Annotated in this window: 17 protein-coding genes; 5 read left to right on the top strand and 12 right to left on the bottom strand. The window is 71.4% G+C overall.

What is annotated here, in order from left to right; translation table 11 throughout:
• Positions 1-25: 25 nt before the first annotated feature.
• From mmuM to J2Z30_RS19765, 5 genes are all read right to left on the bottom strand, one after another.
• A complete protein-coding gene (gene mmuM / locus J2Z30_RS19785; RefSeq protein ID WP_044569260.1) occupies positions 26-967 on the bottom strand; it encodes a homocysteine S-methyltransferase in 942 nt (313 codons plus the stop codon).
• A gap of 23 nt (positions 968-990) precedes the next feature.
• Complete coding sequence (locus J2Z30_RS19780; RefSeq protein ID WP_044569262.1) at positions 991-1,914, bottom strand: LLM class F420-dependent oxidoreductase; 924 nt, start codon at positions 1,912-1,914, stop codon at positions 991-993.
• A gap of 18 nt (positions 1,915-1,932) precedes the next feature.
• On the bottom strand, positions 1,933-2,418 hold the full coding sequence (locus tag J2Z30_RS19775; RefSeq protein WP_044569264.1) for a DUF6099 family protein: 486 nt from the start codon (positions 2,416-2,418) through the stop codon (positions 1,933-1,935).
• 381 nt (positions 2,419-2,799) lie between these two features.
• On the bottom strand, positions 2,800-3,162 hold the full coding sequence (locus J2Z30_RS19770; RefSeq protein ID WP_044569266.1) for a nucleotide pyrophosphohydrolase: 363 nt from the start codon (positions 3,160-3,162) through the stop codon (positions 2,800-2,802).
• A complete protein-coding gene (locus tag J2Z30_RS19765) occupies positions 3,146-4,303 on the bottom strand; it encodes an AAA family ATPase (protein WP_044581298.1) in 1,158 nt (385 codons plus the stop codon). Before J2Z30_RS19765 ends, J2Z30_RS19770 begins: the two co-directional genes overlap by 17 nt.
• Before the next feature lie 146 nt (positions 4,304-4,449).
• On the opposite strand from J2Z30_RS19765, the gene J2Z30_RS19760 reads away from it, so the two are divergent.
• The 3 genes from J2Z30_RS19760 (at position 4,450) to J2Z30_RS19750 (ending at position 8,622) form a co-directional block, all read left to right on the top strand.
• A complete protein-coding gene (locus J2Z30_RS19760; RefSeq protein WP_044569269.1) occupies positions 4,450-4,974 on the top strand; it encodes a hypothetical protein in 525 nt (174 codons plus the stop codon).
• 394 nt (positions 4,975-5,368) lie between these two features.
• Complete coding sequence (locus tag J2Z30_RS19755; protein ID WP_044569271.1) at positions 5,369-7,534, top strand: MMPL family transporter; 2,166 nt, start codon at positions 5,369-5,371, stop codon at positions 7,532-7,534.
• 140 nt (positions 7,535-7,674) lie between these two features.
• Complete coding sequence (locus J2Z30_RS19750; protein WP_044569273.1) at positions 7,675-8,622, top strand: hypothetical protein; 948 nt, start codon at positions 7,675-7,677, stop codon at positions 8,620-8,622.
• 58 nt (positions 8,623-8,680) lie between these two features.
• Here the strand turns inward: J2Z30_RS19750 and J2Z30_RS19745 are convergent, their stop codons facing one another.
• The 6 genes from J2Z30_RS19745 to J2Z30_RS19720 form a co-directional block, all read right to left on the bottom strand.
• Entirely contained in the window at positions 8,681-10,024 is a 1,344-nt protein-coding gene (locus J2Z30_RS19745; protein ID WP_044569275.1) for a class I SAM-dependent RNA methyltransferase, read from the bottom strand.
• 111 nt (positions 10,025-10,135) lie between these two features.
• Entirely contained in the window at positions 10,136-12,232 is a 2,097-nt protein-coding gene (locus J2Z30_RS19740; protein WP_044569277.1) for an APC family permease, read from the bottom strand.
• Complete coding sequence (locus J2Z30_RS19735; RefSeq protein ID WP_245388201.1) at positions 12,220-12,888, bottom strand: GTP-binding protein; 669 nt, start codon at positions 12,886-12,888, stop codon at positions 12,220-12,222. The genes J2Z30_RS19740 and J2Z30_RS19735 overlap by 13 nt, the downstream gene beginning before the upstream one ends.
• The gene (locus J2Z30_RS19730) at positions 12,866-13,216 is read right to left on the bottom strand and encodes a DUF742 domain-containing protein (RefSeq protein WP_044569279.1); all 351 of its coding nucleotides are present in this window, start codon (positions 13,214-13,216) and stop codon (positions 12,866-12,868) included. Before J2Z30_RS19730 ends, J2Z30_RS19735 begins: the two co-directional genes overlap by 23 nt.
• Entirely contained in the window at positions 13,213-13,641 is a 429-nt protein-coding gene (locus J2Z30_RS19725; RefSeq protein ID WP_044569281.1) for a roadblock/LC7 domain-containing protein, read from the bottom strand. Before J2Z30_RS19725 ends, J2Z30_RS19730 begins: the two co-directional genes overlap by 4 nt.
• A complete protein-coding gene (locus J2Z30_RS19720; RefSeq protein ID WP_044569282.1) occupies positions 13,638-15,188 on the bottom strand; it encodes an ATP-binding protein in 1,551 nt (516 codons plus the stop codon). Before J2Z30_RS19720 ends, J2Z30_RS19725 begins: the two co-directional genes overlap by 4 nt.
• 612 nt (positions 15,189-15,800) lie before the next feature.
• On the opposite strand from J2Z30_RS19720, the gene J2Z30_RS19715 reads away from it, so the two are divergent.
• Positions 15,801-16,469 (top strand): potassium channel family protein, encoded by a 669-nt coding sequence (locus tag J2Z30_RS19715; RefSeq protein ID WP_044569283.1) that lies wholly within the window; start codon positions 15,801-15,803, stop codon positions 16,467-16,469.
• On the top strand, positions 16,466-17,143 hold the full coding sequence (locus J2Z30_RS19710; protein WP_044569284.1) for a potassium channel family protein: 678 nt from the start codon (positions 16,466-16,468) through the stop codon (positions 17,141-17,143). The genes J2Z30_RS19715 and J2Z30_RS19710 overlap by 4 nt, the downstream gene beginning before the upstream one ends.
• A gap of 52 nt (positions 17,144-17,195) precedes the next feature.
• On the opposite strand, the gene J2Z30_RS19705 is transcribed toward J2Z30_RS19710, so the two are convergent.
• Positions 17,196-18,017: a DUF3159 domain-containing protein gene (locus J2Z30_RS19705; protein ID WP_044569285.1), complete on the bottom strand. Its 822-nt coding sequence runs from the start codon at positions 18,015-18,017 to the stop codon at positions 17,196-17,198.
• Position 18,018: the final 1 nt, after the last annotated feature.

Raw genomic sequence — 18,018 nt, 5'->3', positions numbered from 1 at the left:
GTATCGCCCGGCGGTCCTCCCTCACCTAATGGTTTCTCATCAGGGCCGCCAGCTCCGCGATCCGCTCCGGGCCCACCCGGCAGCAGCCGCCGATGAGCCGTGCTCCCGCGTCCCGCCATGCCTTCACCCGCCCCGGGTCGAAGGTCGCCCGGCCGCGCCAGCTCCGTGCCGTGGCATCCCACTCCTCTCCGCTGTTCGGATACACCACCACCGGCTTGCCGGTGGTGTCGGCCGCGATCTCCACGGCCCGGTCCGCGTCGCCCGGTGCACAGCAGTTGACGCCGACCGCGATCACCTGGTCGACCCCCGCGGCCAGGGCGAACGCGTCCCTCAGCGGCTGCCCGGCCCGGGTGGTCTCCCCCGCGATGCTGTAGGAGAGCCATACGGGCACCCCGCATCCCTCGACGGCGCTCAGCATCGCCGCGGCCTCATCCGCGTCCGGCACCGTCTCCAGCGCCAGCGCGTCGGGACCGGCCGCGGCCAGCGCCTCGATCCTCGGCCGGTGGAACCGCGCCAGCTCGGCCACGCTCAGCCCGTACCGCCCGCGGTACTCGCTGCCGTCGGCCAGCATCGCCCCGTACGGGCCGACGGAGGCGGCGACCCACACCGGCTCCGCGTCCCGCTCGCCCGCGGCCGCCCGTTCGGCGGCCGCCCGCTCGGCCCCCGTGCGCGCCAGCTCGACACCGCGCCGCAGCAACGCCGTGGCCTCCTCGCAGCCCACGCCCCGGTGGGCGAAGCCCTCGTAAGTCGCCTGATAGCTGCCCGTGATGAGCACCCGTGCGCCCGCCCGTGCGTAGGCGGTGTGGGCCGCCTCGAGCTGCCCCGGGTCGTCGGCCAGCAGCCGGGCCGACCACAGCTCGTCGGAGAGATCGCAGCCCTGTGCCTCCAGCTGGTTGGAAAGACCACCGTCGAGGACGAGTGGTCCGCGCTCCAGCGCGGCGGCCAGGGAGGTGGGGGCTACGGACATCTCGGGTGCTCCTGGTGGTGCGCTCAGCCCAGCTGGGCCTGGACCTGCGAGGAAATCAGCTCCAGGTGGTCGAGGTCGTTCAGGTCCAGCATCTGGAGGTAGAGCCGGGAGGCGCCCGCCTCCGCATAGCGGCCGATCTTCTCGACGACCTCGGCCGGGGAGCCCGCCAGGCCGTTCTCCTTCAGATCCTCGACCTTCCGGCCGATCGCCGCGGCCCGCCGGGCGACCTCGGCATCGTCCTTGCCCACGCACACCACGAGCGCGTTGGAGTACACCAGGTCGTCGCCCTTGCGGCCGGCGGCCTCGGCCGCCTCCCGCACCCGGCCGAACTGGTGCTCACTGTCCTCGGGCGAGGCGAACGGCATATTGAACTCGTCCGCGTACCGCGCGGCCAGCCGCGGGGTGCGGGTGGCCCCCTGACCGCCGATCAGCACCGGCACCTTGCTCTGTGCGGGCTTGGGCAGCCCCGGGGAGTCCACCAGCTGGTAGTGGGCACCGTCATGGCCGAAGGTCTCGCCGACCGGGGTCTGCCACAGCCCGGTGACGATGGCCAGCTGCTCCTCCAGCCTGGCGAACTTCTCCTTGGGGAAGGGGATCCCATAGGCCCGGTGCTCCTCCTCGAACCAGCCCGCGCCCAGGCCCAGCTCGACTCGTCCACCCGACATCTGGTCGACCTGCGCGACCTGGATCGCCAGCACACCGGGCAGCCGGAAGGTGGCGGCGGTCATCAGGGTGCCCAGCCGGATCCGCCGGGTCTCGCGGGCCAGCCCGGCCAGGGTGATCCAGGCGTCGGTGGGGCCAGGGAGGCCGTCCACGTCTCCCATGTGGAGGTAGTGGTCGGACCGGAAGAAGGCGTCGAACCCGAGGTCCTCGGTGGCCTTGGCGGCGGTGAGCAGCGTGTCGTAGGTCGCCCCCTGCTGGGGCTCGGTGAAGATGCGAAGATCCATGGCACCCATCCTGCCTCGTCACGCGGCACCACCCCACTCCCCACCCCACTCGCGGAAGGTGAGGTGCCTGAGCATGCCGTGCACCCGGTCCCGGGCCTCGTCCGCCGCGTCGATCGCCTCCACGCACTGCCAGTACAGCGCCTCCTCCTCGGTATTGGAGGCGACCCCGACCAGCGCGAAGCCCGCCTCCGCGAGCAGTTCCCCCAGCGCCGGCAGCACCTCCCTCGGATCGCGCACCTCCGAGAGCTGGGCGGCCCGTAAACCGCCGCCGCGCAATGTGGGGTGGTGCAGCGCCGGGTGGAACAGGGCGCCGCGCGCCCGCCCACCCGCCTCGCACAGACCGCGCGCCTCCGCTCGCGCGGCCGCCGGGCCGCTCACCACGAAATATCCGCCGACCGCTTCGGCCAGCGCTTGAACCTGCCAGGCTTCGGCCACGATGTCGTGCACGCTCCCGGCCTTCGCCAGGGCGTGCCGGGTGACACCGATCAGCCGCATCGCGTCCATTCCCCGCACCCCTCTCAACGGACTTCCGAGCCCGTCACTCCTCCACTACCCAGAGTGATGACTAACAGGCCGAAAAGCTAGGGGAATTCAGGAATCTGTTGACAACAGTTGCGATGTGGATAACTTCTTCACCACGGAGAGTGACGGATCAAGGGGTCGGAGCCTCGCGAGTCACCGGAGATCACGGTTCACCGTCACAGCCCCCGTTCACCGTCATAGCCCCCCGTTCACCGCGAGATCACCCATTCACCGCCAAAGCCCCCGTTCACGGCCAGCCCCCGTTCACGGTCACCCCCCGTCGGCGCCGCGCTCGGCCCCCGTTCGCGGTCCACCCCGAAGCACCGCGGCCCCCACCCGACCGCGCTCGGCCCCCGTACGCCCTCAGCGCGCCCCGTTCACCGGAAACCGCATCTCGTTCCGGTCGATCTTCGCCGAGAGCGCCGCGAGCGCGTCGATCCCCAGCACCTCACAGAACTGGAGCAGATACGCCAGCACATCCGCGACCTCGTCCTCGACCCGGCCCGCTCTCCCCTCCTCCTCCATCACCCGTGCCGACTGCTCGGGCGTCAGCCACTGGAAGATCTCCACCAGCTCCGACGCCTCGACGCTCAGCGCCGCCGCGAGGTTCTTGGGCGTGTGGTACTGCTGCCAGTCGCGCGCCGCCGCGAAGGCGGCCAGCCTGCGCTGCAGCGCCGCCACATCCAGGCCGTCGGTTCGTCGCTCGCTCTCATAGGACTCGCTCACGCCCCAGGTTTACCACCGTGACGGGGGCGTCCCCGACCGCCCCCGTCACGTCCCCCACCGTCCCCACGAGCCGGATGTGCCCCCGTGCGCACATCCGGGCCGCCACCCCCAGGAGCTCCCGCGCCTGCCGCCGGTCCAGACACCGGTCGAAACCGTCGGCCAGCACGGTCAGCACCTGCCGCGCGGGGAGCACATCGGCCGCCGGGTCCACGGCCAGCACACCGGGCCCGGTCAGCAGCACCAGCGCGAGCGCGAGATACCGCAGCTCGCCGTCGCCGAGGCGCTCCACGGGCATCGCGCCGAGCTCCCCCTGCTCGACCAGGGCCCGCACCACCCCGTCCGCGCGCCCCTCCGTGACCAGCCCCTCGACCGGCCCGGCGCACCCCGCCCGGACCGCCGCGACCAGCGCCGCGTGCCGCGTACCGCACTCCCGGCTGGTCCGCCGCAGCACCGCCGCCAGGTTCTCGCAGCCGCCGCGCAACCGACCGTCCCTCGGCGGCGCCGGCGTCCGCATCCGGTCCGGCCGCGGGTCGCAGGGGAAGACCGAGCGCAGCGCGATGACCACCTGCTCGGCGGCGGCCAGCGCGAGCCGCTGCCCCTCCGTCGTGCCCGCGACCCGCAGCGGCAGCAGCGAGGTCGCCAGCCGGTCGTCGGGCAGCGGGGCGCGGGTCACCGCGACCGCGCCCGCCGTGTGCCAGGCGGCCTGGACACAGCGCCGCCCCGGGTCGCGCAGCGCCGTCTCCAGCAGGGTCTCCCCCGCCCCCGTCATCCGCTCGCCCACGATGCGCAGTTCGGGCTCGGCCTGTACGGCGACATCGACCCGTACGGGCCCGACCGGGCCGTCCACGGTGCAGCCGATCCGGAAGCCGCGCCGCCCCTGCCGGTCCGGCCGCGCCCGGCGCGGGATGTACGCGGCCGGATCGCGGAACACCTCCGCGAGCCGGGCGCCGCCCGCGAGCCGGGCGAGCGCCGCGTACGCCTCCAGCACCCCGGACTTGCCGCTGCCGCTCGGACCGGAGATCAAGGTCAGCGGCCCCAGCCGAAACGCGGCACGGCGGTGGCTCTTGAAGGCCGACAGCCTCAACTCGGAGACGATGGGCCGCAGTTCGGTCCTTGCGGGCAGCAGCCCGGATGCGCTCATGCTCCGGAACATATCTGTGGCACATACCGCCGAACCGTTACTCCTTCCGTATCTTCCTACCATCGGGGGATAGCCGCCGTGGCCGATGATGACCAAGGGACAGCGGATGTTCGGCGCTCGAGGAATTGAGGACGGTACGGGGGCCCATGGCTGACAGCACGTTCTGGATCGCGGCCCTCACCGGCGGCACCGCCGTCCTGGCCAGCTGGGTCACCAGCCGCGGCAACACCCGGGCCGCCCGGATCCAGGCGGACACCGCGGCACTCGCCCAGCGCGCGGAACGGCTGCGCGACAGCAGGCGCACCGCGTATCTCGATCTGATCGAACAGACCCACAGCATCGGCGAGTTGTACTGGGAGATCGCCGCCGCCGAGCGCACCGGCACGGCGGAACGCCGCCCCGCCCTCCTGGACGAGCTGGCCGAGCGGGAGCGCGACGAGTACGGCAAGATGCGCCGCTGTGTGCGCGTGGTCGAGCTGGAGGGCCCGGCCGCCGCGGCCACCGCCGCGAACGTGCTGCAGAAGGCCACCGGCCCGTTCCACCGCGCCCTGGGCGCGATGCGCTCCGGGGAGCCGGAGGCGGGGCAGCGCTTTCACGCCGCGTTCCGCCCGTTCTGGCAGGCCCTCACGGAGTTCGTGGACGCGGCGAAGACGGCCCTCCAGGAGGTCTAGCGGGGAGTCCCGACGAGACGTGGCGGAGCGCCCTGACGAGGCACGACGGAAGGTTCCGGCGAGGCGTACGAGGTGCGTTGTCAGGAACGGGACGGGCCGGTCGGGAACGCGCCCGCGAGAAGCCACCGGACGCGCGATTTTTGTCAACTACATGTCAGTCCGGGCCACTTCACGGCCCGTCCGCACCGCGGCCCCCGAAACTCGGACGGTGGCCGTCGGCCCGGGGTTCGGGGGGCGCTATCAGCACGGATGCTGAGACGCGGACCGCTTCCCTAAACCCTTTGGCGGAGCCGCCCTCACCCCCCAGGCCGATTTCCACGAGGACACGTGGTGCCGCCCGAACGGCTGTCCTAGCGTGCCCTCTTACTGGAACCTTAAATCCCTAAGGAGCGTCATGTTCGGGCGAATAGGACGGTTCTCCGTCAACCGTCCATGGCTGATCGTCGCGATGTGGATCATCGCGGCGATCGGCCTGGCCATCCTTGCCCCACCGCTGAAGTCCAGCACCGACCAAGCCGACTTCCTGCCCTCGCACTACGAATCGGTGCGGGTGACCAAGCTCCAGGAGCACGCCTTCCCGCAGCAGGAGAGCGCGGCCGCCATCCTGGTCTACCAGCGGCCGGACGGCGGAAAGCTCTCCGAGGCCGACAAGGCCGCCGTCATCAAGGCGACCAAGGGGTTCCAGGACAAGAAGTACAAGACCTTCAAGTCCGTGGTGACCACGCCCCAGGCCGTCTCCAAGGACGGCAAGATGGCGCTGGGCAACATCTACTCGACCAAGAAGAACGTCTACGACGAGGACACCCAGCAGTCGATCAAGGACCTGCGCGCGGACCGCGACAAGCTGCTGAAGGGCACCTCGCTGAAGGTCGATGTGGCTGGTCCGGCGGCCTCGGCGCTCGACTCCACCGAGTCCTCGGGTGACACCGACGCCATGATCATGATGGCCACCCTGGTCCTGATCATCGTGCTGCTCGGCGCCATCTTCCGCAGTCCGCTCATCGCGCTGATGCCCGTGCTGATGATCCTGGTGATGTTCATCATGGCCCAGGGTCTGATCGGCACCGCCAGCGACTGGTTCGGGCTCGAGGCCGACAGCAGCGTCTCCGCGATCCTGATCGTGGTGCTGTTCGGCGTCGGCACGGACTACATGCTGTTCCTGCTGTTCCGCTACCGCGAAAACCTCCGCAAGGGCGAGGAGCCCAAGGAGGCCTTGATCCAGGCGGTCACCCGGGTCGGCGAGACCATCGCGTCGGCGGCCGGCGCGGTCATCGTGGCGTTCCTCGCCCTGACGCTGTCGACGATGGGCAGCATGCGCGCCATGGGCCCCTCGCTGGCGATCTCCGTCGCAGTGACCCTGGTGGCAGCCCTCACCCTGGTGCCCGCGGTGTTCTCGCTGCTGGGAACGAAGGCGTTCTGGCCGTCCAAGGCGTGGAAGCAGGCGCCCCGCAACCGGCTCGCCAACGGCACCGGCTCCCTGGTCTCGCGCCGTCCCGGGCTGATCGCCGCGGTGTCCGCCGGTGTGCTGGCGGCCCTCGCGGTGGGCGCGTTCGGCTTCAAGGCCGAGTTCGACACCGAGAGCTCGCTGCCGAAGGACCTGGAGTCCGTCCAGGCCATGGCGGAGCTCCAGAAGAGCTTCTCGGCCGGTGAGTCCGACCCGAGCCTGGTGTACGTCCAGTCCAAGGGCGGCGCCAAGCTGGACGCCGCGGCGCTGGCCGGGTTCCGCAAGAAGCTGGAGGGGGTCGAGGGCGTCGGCGAGGTCTCCCCCGCCGTGCCCAACCCCAAGGGTGACGTGGCCCAGTTCAACGTCGTGCTGAAGTACCGGCCGGCCTCCGAGAAGGCCATCGAGCTGGTGGCCGGGGACCTGCGGGACACCGCGCACACCTCCGCGCCCCAGGGCAGCGAGGCCCTGGTGGGCGGGACGACAGCGGTGCTGAGCGACATCGAGGATGCGGTCAACCACGACTACCGGCTGGTGTTCCCGGTCGCGGGCGTGGCCATCATGCTGATCCTCGGCCTGCTGCTGCGCAGCGTGGTGGCGCCGCTGTACCTGATGCTCGCCGTGGGCCTCGGCTTCGCCGCGACCCTGGGCTCGACGGTCTGGCTGTTCCAGGACATCAAGGGCGAGAACGGCCTGCTCTTCATGCTGCCGATCGTGGTCTATCTGTTCGTGGTGGCGATCGGCACGGACTACAACATCCTGATGGTGGCCCGATTGCGGGAGGAGGTCGGGAAGGGCAAGTCCCCGGCCGAGGCGGCCCGGCTCGCGGTGGCCCAGTCGGCGCCGACGATCGGTTCGGCCGCCATCATCCTGGCGGGCACCTTCGGTGTGCTGATGCTGGCCAGCAACTCCATGCTCCAGCAGATGGGCTTCGCCGTCGCCTTCGGCATCCTGCTCACCGCGTTCATCATGGCGCTGCTGCTGGTGCCGACGGTGACCGCGATGCTCGGCTCCAAGGCGTGGTGGCCCAACCACCGCTTCGACTCCCCCCACACTGCCGGTACTTCCGGCCCGGGGCGGGCCGAGGAGCCCGACGCCGCGGAGACCGTACGGGTGTGATCTGCGGCTTACCCGGCCGCCGAACCACCGCGGTGGCCCTTCGCGACATCGTCGCGGAGGGCCACCGGTGTCGGGTCCCGCCGGGCCGCCGCCGGTGGACCGCGTCGAGCTCCCGTCGCAACGCACAGAAGGAGAGCGCGATGGACCGGTGGGACCGGATGGGGCGGCTGGCCGCGTACGGGAGCGCCGCCGCCATGGCCCCCTATGCCGTGATCAAAGTGTCGTGGGTGGTCGGCTCACTGCTCGGACTGGCGCCCGTCGGGGCCGGGTTCGGGCTCGCCGAATGGGTGGTGCTCAACACCGTCACGGTCGGCATGGCGGTCATCGGGATCACTCTCGTACTGGCGCTGGCCAGGCCGTGGGGGATGCGGCTGCCCGGGGTGCCGCTGGTCTTCTGCGCCTGGGTCGGCGCGGGGTTCCTGGTGTCGATGCTGCCGTACGCGGTGGCCGACTCGCTGCTGTCGGAGCCGGACACCTCCGGGTCCGGGAGCGACAGCGACCCGCAGATGCCGGGCTGGGAGGCCGCCCTGATCCAGTTCGGCTTCATCGGCATGGGCCTGGGCCTCACCCTCGCGCTCCCCGCCTATCTGCGCAGACGCTGGCCGGAAGCGTTCACCGGCCGGACCGGCGGTCCCTCACCGCTCGGCCGGGCGGCCGTGGCGCTCGGCGCCGCCGTCGGCCTGATGTGGCTGTACTGGGCGGCGGGCGGCACCGCGGGCCTCGCCCACCCCGACGAGGGCCGCACCACCTGGCGCCTGCTGTGCGGGATCTGCGGCACCTGGGCGCTGGTCGCCGCGTTCGCCGTGGCCCGCCCGAGCCGCGGGGGCCCCGGCCGGCTCCCCCGCTGGCTGCCGCCGGTCCTCGGCTGGCTCGGCTCGGGCTCGCTCTTCGCGTGGAGCGGCTGGAAGCTGCCCTTCACCCTGTACGTCGCGCTCGCCTCGCCCCCCGACGTCGTCCTCCCGGAGCGGCTGGGCCTCGCGATCGCCCTCCACCTGTGCGCCGTTGTGACCGGCGGCGCCATGATGTGGACCCTCACCCGCTCCCCGGGCCGCACCGGCTCGGGCGTGGCCACGGCCCGGCCCGCCTGACGCCGCCCGACGCGGGCGGCCGCGCGGGGCCGGACGCTTCCGCCTCGGCCCTTCCTTCTCAGCGCTCCTCGCGCACGGGCTCCAGCACCGCCACGCACTCCACATGATGCGTGACCGGGAAGAGGTCGAAGGCGCGGGTGCGGCGGGGGGCGTAGCCCGCCTCGCGGAAGTACTTGAGGTCGCGGGCGAGGGCCGCCGGGTCGCAGGCGACGTAGGCGATGCGGCGGGCGCCCAGGGCCGCGACGCGGGTGACCGTCTCCTTGCCCGCGCCCGCGCGGGGCGGGTCCAGGACGATCAGGTCGGCCTCGGTGATCCCGGTGCGGGGCAGCACCTGCTCGACCTTGCCGTGCTCGATACGGACGCGCTCCAGGTCCTGGAGGTTGTGCCGGGCGTCCTCGACCGCGCGCTTGCTCGACTCGATGCCCAGCACCGCGCCGCGCTCCCCCACCCGCTCGGCGATCGCGCCCGCGAAGAGGCCGACACCGCAGTACAGATCGAGGGCCATCTCGCCCCTACGGGGCATCAGGCCCTGCATCACGGCCTCGACGAGGACGTCCGCCGCCTTGGAGTGGACCTGCCAGAAGCCGCCCTCGCCGACCCGCCAGGTGCGGCCGGCCGCGCGCTCCCGGACGAAGGGGCGGCCATGGACGCGGTGCACCAGACGGGTCCGCTCCCGGCCGCGCGACTCACTGACCCGCAGCACCGAGACCGGCCGGTCCAGCTCCACGATCGGCAGCCGGCCGCCGGGGCGCGGGGTGAGGACCACCTGCCGGTCGGAGGAGCCGGTGGCGGCGATGGCCTCCACGGTGGCGATCTGGGGCCATTCACGCTTCTCGACGCCGAGTTCGCTGACGCCGGGGGCGGCGATCAGACAGTGGTCGATCGGCTCGACCTCGTGCGAGCGGTGGCGGCGCAGCCCGGGACGGCCCTGCTCGTCCACCGCGAACTGCACCCGGGTGCGCCAGGCCGGGACCTCGCCGCGGGCCACCTTGTCGCCGGGCGCGGGCTCGACCGTGCCGTCCCAGCCCGCCTCTTCGGGGGTGAGCCCGGCCAGCCGGGCCAGCTGCTCGGTGATCACGTCGGCCTTGAGCCTGCGCTGGGCTCCGGGGGCGGCGTGCTGCCAGTCGCAGCCGCCGCACTTGCCGGGGCCCGCGAACGGGCAGGGCGCCTCGACCCGGTCCTTGGAGGCGTCCAGCACCCGCACCGCGTCGGCGCGCAGGAAGCGCGCGCCCTCCTCGCCCTCGGTCACCCGGGCGACGACCCGCTCGCCGGGCAGCGCGTGCCGGACGAACAGCACCTGGCCCTCGGCGGTCCGGGCGATGCAGTGGCCGCCGTGCGCCACCGGGCCGACCTCGACCTCGTACTCCTCGCCGACCAGCGATGCCTTGGGTTCACTTTGCATGGCGGGCTCAGGGCTCCAGAAGGGGTGAGGGGGCGCAGTGGGACAACAGCCCACGAGTCTACGTCGCGCCGGACCGCACCCCGTCACCCCCGGATCCCCAAGCCCCTGGGCCTAGCCCCCCGGCACCTGCGTGGTGACGCCGGGCTTCTCGCCCTTCGCCCCCTTCTCGCCCTTCTCCCCCCTGGGCGGGATCACCGGGCCGCGCCGCACCGCACCCGGCGCGCTCCACTCGGCCCGCTTGCGGGCCCGCTTCCGGGCCAGCTCGGAGGAGTCCAGCTGCCACGGCACGGAGGTCACCATGACGCCCGGGGTGAACAGCAGCCGCCCCTTGAGCCGCAGCGCGCTCTGGTTGTGCAGCAGATGCTCGTACCAGTGGCCGACCACGTACTCGGGGATGAAGACGGAGACCACATCGCGCGGGCTCTCCCGGCGCAGGCTCTTGACGTAGTCGATGACCGGCCGGGTGATCTCGCGGTAGGGCGAGTCGAGGATCTTGAGCGGCACGTCTATGCCGCGCTCGTGCCACACCTCCTGCAGCGCCTTGGTCTCGGCGGGATCCACATTGATGCTCAGCGCCTCCAGCCGGTGGGAGCGCATCAGCTTGGCGTAGGCCAGGGCGCGCAGCGTCGGCTTGTGGACCTTGGAGACCAGGACCAGGGAGTGCACCCGGGAGGGGCGCACCTCCTCCTCGTCGAGCTGTTCGGTGGCCGCCGCCAGCTCCTCGGAGACGCCGTCGTAGTGGCGCCTGATGGCCGTCATCGTGACGTAGAAGATGACCATGCCGAGCAGGGCGACCCAGGCGCCGTGGGTGAACTTCGTCAGCAGCACCACGACCAGCACCAGACCGGTGAAGAAGGCCCCGAAGGTGTTGATCGCGCGGGCGCGGATCATGCGGCGGCGGGTGTTGGGGTTCCGCTCGGTGGCCAGATGGCGGTTCCAGTGCCGCACCATGCCGGTCTGGCTGAGGGTGAACGAGACGAAGACACCGACGATGTAGAGCTGGATCAGCCGGGTGGAGTCGGCCCCGTAGAGGTAGACCAGGACCGCGGCGGCCGAGGCCAGCAGCACGATGCCGTTGGAGAAGGCCAGCCGGTCGCCGCGGGTGTGCAGCTGGCGGGGCAGATAGCGGTCCTGGGCCAGGATCGAGCCGAGCAGCGGGAAGCCGTTGTACGCGGTGTTGGCGGCCAGGAACAGCACCAGCGCGGTGGCCCCGGCCAGCACCACGAAGAAGAACGAGCCGTCGCCGAAGACCGCGGCCGCCACCTGCGAGATCACCGGGTTCTGGGTGTAGTCGGCGCCGAGCGGGGTGCCGTTCTTCAGCAGGTCGTGCGCGGGGTTCTCGGCCATCTTGACGTTGGTGGCCAGGGCGAGGGTGATGATGCCGACGAACATGGCCACGGCGAGGCCGCCCATCAGCGCCAGGGTCGTGGCCGCGTTACGGCTCTTGGGCTTGCGGAAGGCGGGCACGCCGTTGCTGATCGCCTCGACGCCGGTCAGGGCGGCGCAGCCGTCGGAGAACGCGCGCAGCAGCAGGAAGATCAGCGCGAAGCCGGCCAGCCCGGTCTGCTCGGCGTGCACCTCGAAGCCCGCGGTGGGGGCCTTCATGTCGTCGCCCAGGACCAGCCCGCGGTAGGCGCCCCAGAGGATCATCGCGAAGACGCCGCCGACGAAGACATAGGTGGGGATCGCGAAGAGCTTGCCCGACTCCCGAACGCCCCGCAGGTTCATGAGTGTCAGCAGCAGGATGATGCCGACCGCGCAGAGCGTCTTGTTCTCGACGAAGAAGGGGACGGCGGAGCCGAGGTTCTCCACACCTGAGGAGATCGACACCGCCACCGTGAGGACGTAGTCGACCAGCAGGGCGCTGGCGACGGTCAGTCCCGCCTTGGGGCCGAGATTGGTGGTGGCGACCTCGTAGTCACCGCCTCCGCTGGGGTATGCGTGCACGTTCTGGCGGTACGAGGCGACCACCGTGAACATCAGCACGACGATGGCGATCGTGATCCACGGGCTGTAGTGGTAGGCCGACGCACCCGCCACGGACAGAACGATCATCACCTGCCCCGGCGCGTACGCGACGGAGGACAGGGGGTCGGAGGCGAAGACGGGGAGCGCGATGCGCTTCGGGAGGAGGGTCTCCCCCAGCTTGTCGCTGCGCAGCGCCCGCCCGATCAGGATCCGTTTCGGGAGGTCGGTCAGTTTGGACACGCAGAGGATCGTAAGGGGTAGCCCAGGCCCCCGCCCACCCGCCCACCCCCGGGAAAAGGGGCGGGCGGGGTCTGGCGGGCCTGTAGGTACTGGACGAGGGCGATCAGCGCGTGGGTGGAGGAGATCCGGTCCCGGGCGTCGCAGGTCACCAGGGGCGTCTCCGGAAGCAGATCCAGGGCCTCCCGGACCTCCGGCTCGGCGAAGCGGGGGGCGCCCTCGAAGTGGTTGACGGCGACGGCGTACGGCAGTCCGTGCTCCTCCAGGACGGCCATCACCGGGAAGGACTGCTCAAGCCGCCGGGTGTCGGCCAGGACCAGCGCGCCCAGCGCCCCGACCGTCATGTCACGCCACAGCCGGGTGAAGCGCTGCTGCCCCGGCGTGCCGAACAGATAGAGCACCAGGGACTCGCTGAGGGTGAGCCGGCCGAAGTCCATGGCGACGGTGGTGGTCGTCTTGTCCTCGGTGCCCCGCAGATCGTCGGTGAGCGCACCGGCCTCGGTCATCGTCTCCTCGGTGCGCAGCGGCCGGATCTCCGACAGCGAGCTCACGTAGGTCGTCTTGCCGACGGCGAAGTGCCCGACGACGAGGATCTTCGCCGTCACCCGCACCGTGGCCGGGAGATAGGCCGCCTGGTCAGAGACGAGCGCGGAGTCCATCGAGCACCTCCTGGAGCAGCTGGACCTCGGGGAGTTCGGCCGGTGGGATGGGGGCCCGCGCGCTGATGTGGCCGCTGTCCACGAGGTCGCTGAGCAGGACCTTGGTGACGCTGACGGGCAGCTCCAGATACCCGGCGACCTCGGCCACCGAGAGCGCCCCGCCCAGACACAGCTCCATGACCCGCCGCTTCTCCGGGCTGAGCCCGGTGAGCGGCCGGTCGGGGTGGGCCATGACCAGGGTCACCAGGTCGAAGGTGTTACGAGTCGGGTAGGCACGGCCGTCGGTCACGACATACGGCCGTACCAATCCTCGCCTCCCAGGGCTCATGCGTGACTGCCGATCCCCTGCCGCGGGAGGCCCTGCCTCGGCGGGCTGGTGAGCTCCTTGCCGAGCCGGTCGACGAGTTTCTGCATCCGGTAGCTGACCGCCTCCATGTCCACGGCCTCGGTGGCCGAGACCGCCAGATACGCACCGGGCCCGGCGGCGATCAGGAAGACGTACCCGCCGACGAACTCGACGAGCGTCTGCTGCCAGGGCGTCTCGTGCGGATCACAGAACTCGGAGGTGGAGCGGCTGATCGACTGCAACCCGGAGAGTGCGGCGGCCTGGCGCTCGGCCTCGTCGCGCGCGATGCCCTTGGAGTGTGCCCGGAGCATCCCGTCCGCGGAGAGCAGGATCGCGTGCCGCGCCTCCGGCATCTTGACGACCTCGTCGAGCATCCAGCCGAGCTCGTTGTTGAGATGGTCGTTCATGCCTGGCGATTCCCTTCGTCATGGTGAGGGGCGGAGTCCTGGGTGGCGGAACGGCCGGAGCGGGTGCCGCGGGCGAAAGCGCCCATCCGCGAAGCGGTTTCCTTCGCCGACCGCGCGCGGAACGCGCCCGTGTCGGAGTCGGCGGCGCCGGTCTGCCCGGCGCCCGTGGTCCAGTCGCCGGGCGGCGGGGTGGCGCCGGCCTCCCGGCGGCGGCGCTTGGGCAGACCACCCGCCGTGGTGCCGTACACGCGGGTGCCCTCGCTGTCGGGGGACAGCTGGGGCGCCGGGGCGGGTGCCGGTTCCGGGGCGGGGGCCGCCGGGGCCGGTGCCGGAGGCTGGGCCTGGTGCGGGATCGGCGCCTGGTGCGGGGCCGGAGCCTGGTGCGGAGCCGGAGCCTGGTGCGGGATCGGGGACGGCTCCTGCGCCTGGGCCGGGACGGTCGGCGCGTGCGGCGCTCTCCTGACGGGACGGGTCCGGCGGGAGGGGATGGTGTGCAGCGGCTCGGCGCCCCCGGGGTCCTGCCCGGCGGCGCCCGGCCGCCCGTCGGGGTCGTTATGGGTGAGCAGCTCGGTCGGCAGGAACAGCACGGCACGCACACCGCCGTACGGGGACCGGGTGTCCACCGAGACGCTGAAGCCGTACCGCCCGGCCAGCAGGCCCACCACGGCGAAGCCGAACTGCGGCGGGTCGCCCAGCCGGGAGACGTCCACGGCGCGCTGGCCGGAGAGCAGGTTGGCGGCCCGCTGGACCTCCTGGCCGTCCATGCCCACACCGGCGTCGTCGATCACGATGCAGGCCCCGTTGTGCACCGGCTGGAGGCTGACCTCCACCGAGGTGTTGGGCTGCGAGTGGCGGGCGGCGTTGTCCAGCAGTTCGGCGACCGCGAGCACGGCGGGCTCCACGGCCCGGCTCACCACGGCGACGTCGATCAGGGCATGCACCTGAACCCGCTGGTAGTCGCGGATGCGCGACTTGGCACCGCGGACCACATCGGTCAGCGAGGAGGCCATCCGCTGGCGGCCGGGCCAGGAGCCGCAGAGCACCGCGATGGCCTGGGCGCGCCGGCCGAACTGGGCGTTGGCGTGGTCGATCTCCATCAGGTCCCGCAGCACATCGGGGTTGTCGTGCCGCTCCTGCATCTCGGAGATGGAGACCTGCTGTTCGTTGGCGAGTCCCTGGACGGCTCGCATGGACGCCTTGAGCGCCGCCTTGGCGGAGGCGTCGGCGCGCGTCTGCGCCTTGTCCACCGCCCGGATGAACTGCTCCATGACGGAGTGCAGGCTCTGCGCGAAGGCCGTCCCGGCCAGCTTCTCGTCGCGCAGGCCCGGCAGCGGGCCGGACTGGCTCAGCGCGTCGGCGATCGAGGGGAGGCGTACATCGACGAGGTGGCGCGCCTCCTCGTCACGGGCGCGCAGGCTGTCCTCGAGCGTGGCATTGCGCCTGCGGACTCCGGCGGTGATCTGCCGCTGGCGGATCAGAAGCACCAGGACGACGAGAAGCGCGGCGGCCAGACACCAGCTCACCGCCTCCGATATGTGATCAGTCATCAGGAACCTCGTGCAGGGGAAGCGCGGGCGCGGAAGGAACGTTCAGAGCCCTGATGTCCCGTCCGGAAACGGAATACGACGATCATCTTAGCCATGTCGTGACCTAGCGTCCGACACCCGTGACAAAGTTCGAACCAGCGGGGACCACTGGGCATTTGTCATGTGGTATCGGTGAAGATCCGGGATTTCAGACGAAGATGAAGGGTCGCGACCACCCGAGGAGCGCCGTAACCCGGGCCCACCGTAGTGGTCACAGCTGATCACCAACAGCCTTTTCACCCTCCATCCGCAACCGGAAATGATCGTTACCTCTTTACTCCCGGCGTGTCCGCGATCACCTCCTGCCACCTCCCCTCATCACCGATCACCGCGGGAACTTTCGCGCTATGTCGTACGTCACCACCTTCGTTTCCGGACCGTCGCGCGCGGACGGGGGAGCAAGCCGCCGGTACGGATACGGTGGGGACAGGTGCCGCGGCGGCCGACTCCCGTCGCCCCCGGGCACCGGCATCGGGGTCTCGCCCCGCTGTCGCCCCGTAAGTCCTGGAAGGAAGATGTGAGCAGGGTGTTTGCGCAGGTCGGCACGGTCATCAGGAGTGCGGGGTAGGACGCATGCATATCGTGATCATGGGCTGTGGCCGGGTGGGCGCGGCCCTCGCCCAGACCCTGGAGCAACAGGGGCACACGGTCGCGGTCGTCGACCAGGACCCCACCGCCTTCCGCCGCCTCGGCGCGGGCTTCGGCGGGCGCCGGGTGACCGGCGTCGGCTTCGACCAGGACACCCTGCGCGAGGCGGGCATCGAGGAGGCCGGGGCCTTCGCCGCGGTCAGCAGCGGTGACAACTCCAACATCATCGCGGCCCGGGTGGCCCGCGAGATGTTCGGCGTGGAGAACGTGGCGGCCCGGATCTACGACCCCCGCCGCGCCGAGGTCTACCAGCGCCTCGGCATCCCGACCGTGGCCACGGTGCGCTGGACCGCCGACCAGATGCTGCGGCGGCTGCTGCCGTCCGGCGCGGAGCCGCTGTGGCGGGACCCCAGTGGCGGGGTCCAGCTGGCCGAGGTGCACATCTCCCCCTCGTGGGTGGGCCACAAGGTCAGCACGCTCCAGGAGGAGACCGGGGTGCGGGTCGCGTTCCTCACCCGGCTCGGCGAGGCGATGCTGCCGAGCTCCGGGACGGTGCTCCAGGAGGGCGACCTGGTGCATGTGATGATGCGCACCGACGAGATCGAGAAGGTCGAGGCGGCGTTCGAAAAGGGCCCCGAGGAGGCAGGCCGATGAGGGTTGCCATTGCCGGTGCGGGCGCCGTGGGGCGTTCCATCGCGAGCGAGCTGCTGGAGAACGGGCACGAGGTGCTCCTCATCGACAAGGCGCCGACCGCCATCTCGGTCGAGCGGGTGCCGCAGGCCGAGTGGCTGCTGGCCGACGCGTGCGAGATCACCTCGCTGGACGAGGCCGCGCTGCAGCGCTGCAACGTGGTCATCGCGGCCACCGGTGACGACAAGGTCAACCTCGTCGTCTCGCTGCTCGCCAAGACCGAGTACGGGGTGCCCCGGGTGGTCGCCCGGGTCAACAACCCCAAGAACGAGTGGCTGTTCAACGAGGCGTGGGGCGTCGATGTGGCCGTCTCCACCCCGCGTCTGATGTCGGCGCTGGTCGAGGAGGCGGTGAGCGTCGGCGATCTGGTGCGGCTGCTCCGCTTCAGCCACGGCGACGCCAACCTGGTGGAGCTGACGCTGCCGCCGGAGGCCGCGCTGGTGGGCACCCGGGTCGGCGATGTGGAGTGGCCTGAGGACACCACGCTGGTCACCATCATCCGCGGCACCCGCGTGCTGACCCCGAACAAGGACGATGTGCTGGAGGCCGGGGACGAGCTGCTGTTCGTCGCGGCGCAGGCGCGCGAGGAGCAGCTCGAGGAGCTGCTCTCCGTCCAGCGCCAGGACGCCGCTGGTTAGGCCGTGAACTCCCGCCCTGGGCTCCCGGCTCGGGAGCCCAGGGCGGCGGGCCTCAGTGCCGGGGCGGCTGCCGGTCGGCGGATTCGGTACGGGCCTCGGACACGATCTGGCCGGTCCACTCCGAGAGCAGCGGATCGGTGATCTTGTCCGCCTCGGCCTTCGCCCGCTCCCGGTCCCGCTCGGCCTTCTCCTCCGCCTCCATCTCCGCGATGACGTCGATCGGCGGCGGGGCCTTGGCCAGGAAGATCCAGGTCAGATAGACGCAGAGCAGGAACGGCGGAATGCCGAGCGCGACCTTGACCCAGCCGAGCTGAGTGGCGTCCCCCCACCAGTACAGCGGGAACAGCACGGCCGACTTGGCCAGCAGGATCAGCCCCCACGCCCAGGTGGAGCGGGTGTAGGCGCGGAACCGGCCGGGGTTGCGGGTGCGCCAGGAGAGGTTCTCCTTCAGCATCGGCCCCAGCAGCACCCCGATCAGCGGGAAGCGGAAGATCGCCGAGAGGATGTAGGCGATCGCCAGGCCCAGGGTGTACAGCATGCCCGGCAGATAGAAGTTCTTCGCATCGCCGGACATCATCGCGAAGATCGCGCCGAAAGCGACCCCGAAGATCCCGCTGAAGGCGTGCTTCAGCGTCTCCTTACGCACCAGCCGGGCGAGCCCGAGCAGCACGGTGAGGCCGAGCGCGGCGATCGCGGCGAGGTGGATGTCCCGCTTGATCGTGTACATCAGGACGAAGACCAGACCGGGGACGGTGGTGTCCACCATGCCCCGCACCCCGCCGAACGCCTCCAGGAGCGCGGTGTCCGCCGCCGCCCTGCTGTCGGCGGCGGTACGTCGGTGCCCGGTCGGGGGCGTCTTGTCGTCTGGCGTCACC

The sequence above is a fragment of the Streptomyces iranensis genome, assembly GCF_017874715.1.
GTDB lineage: Bacteria > Actinomycetota > Actinomycetes > Streptomycetales > Streptomycetaceae > Streptomyces > Streptomyces iranensis.
Note: the sequence above shows the minus strand (reverse complement) of the source record. Positions and strands in the feature narration are given on the sequence as shown.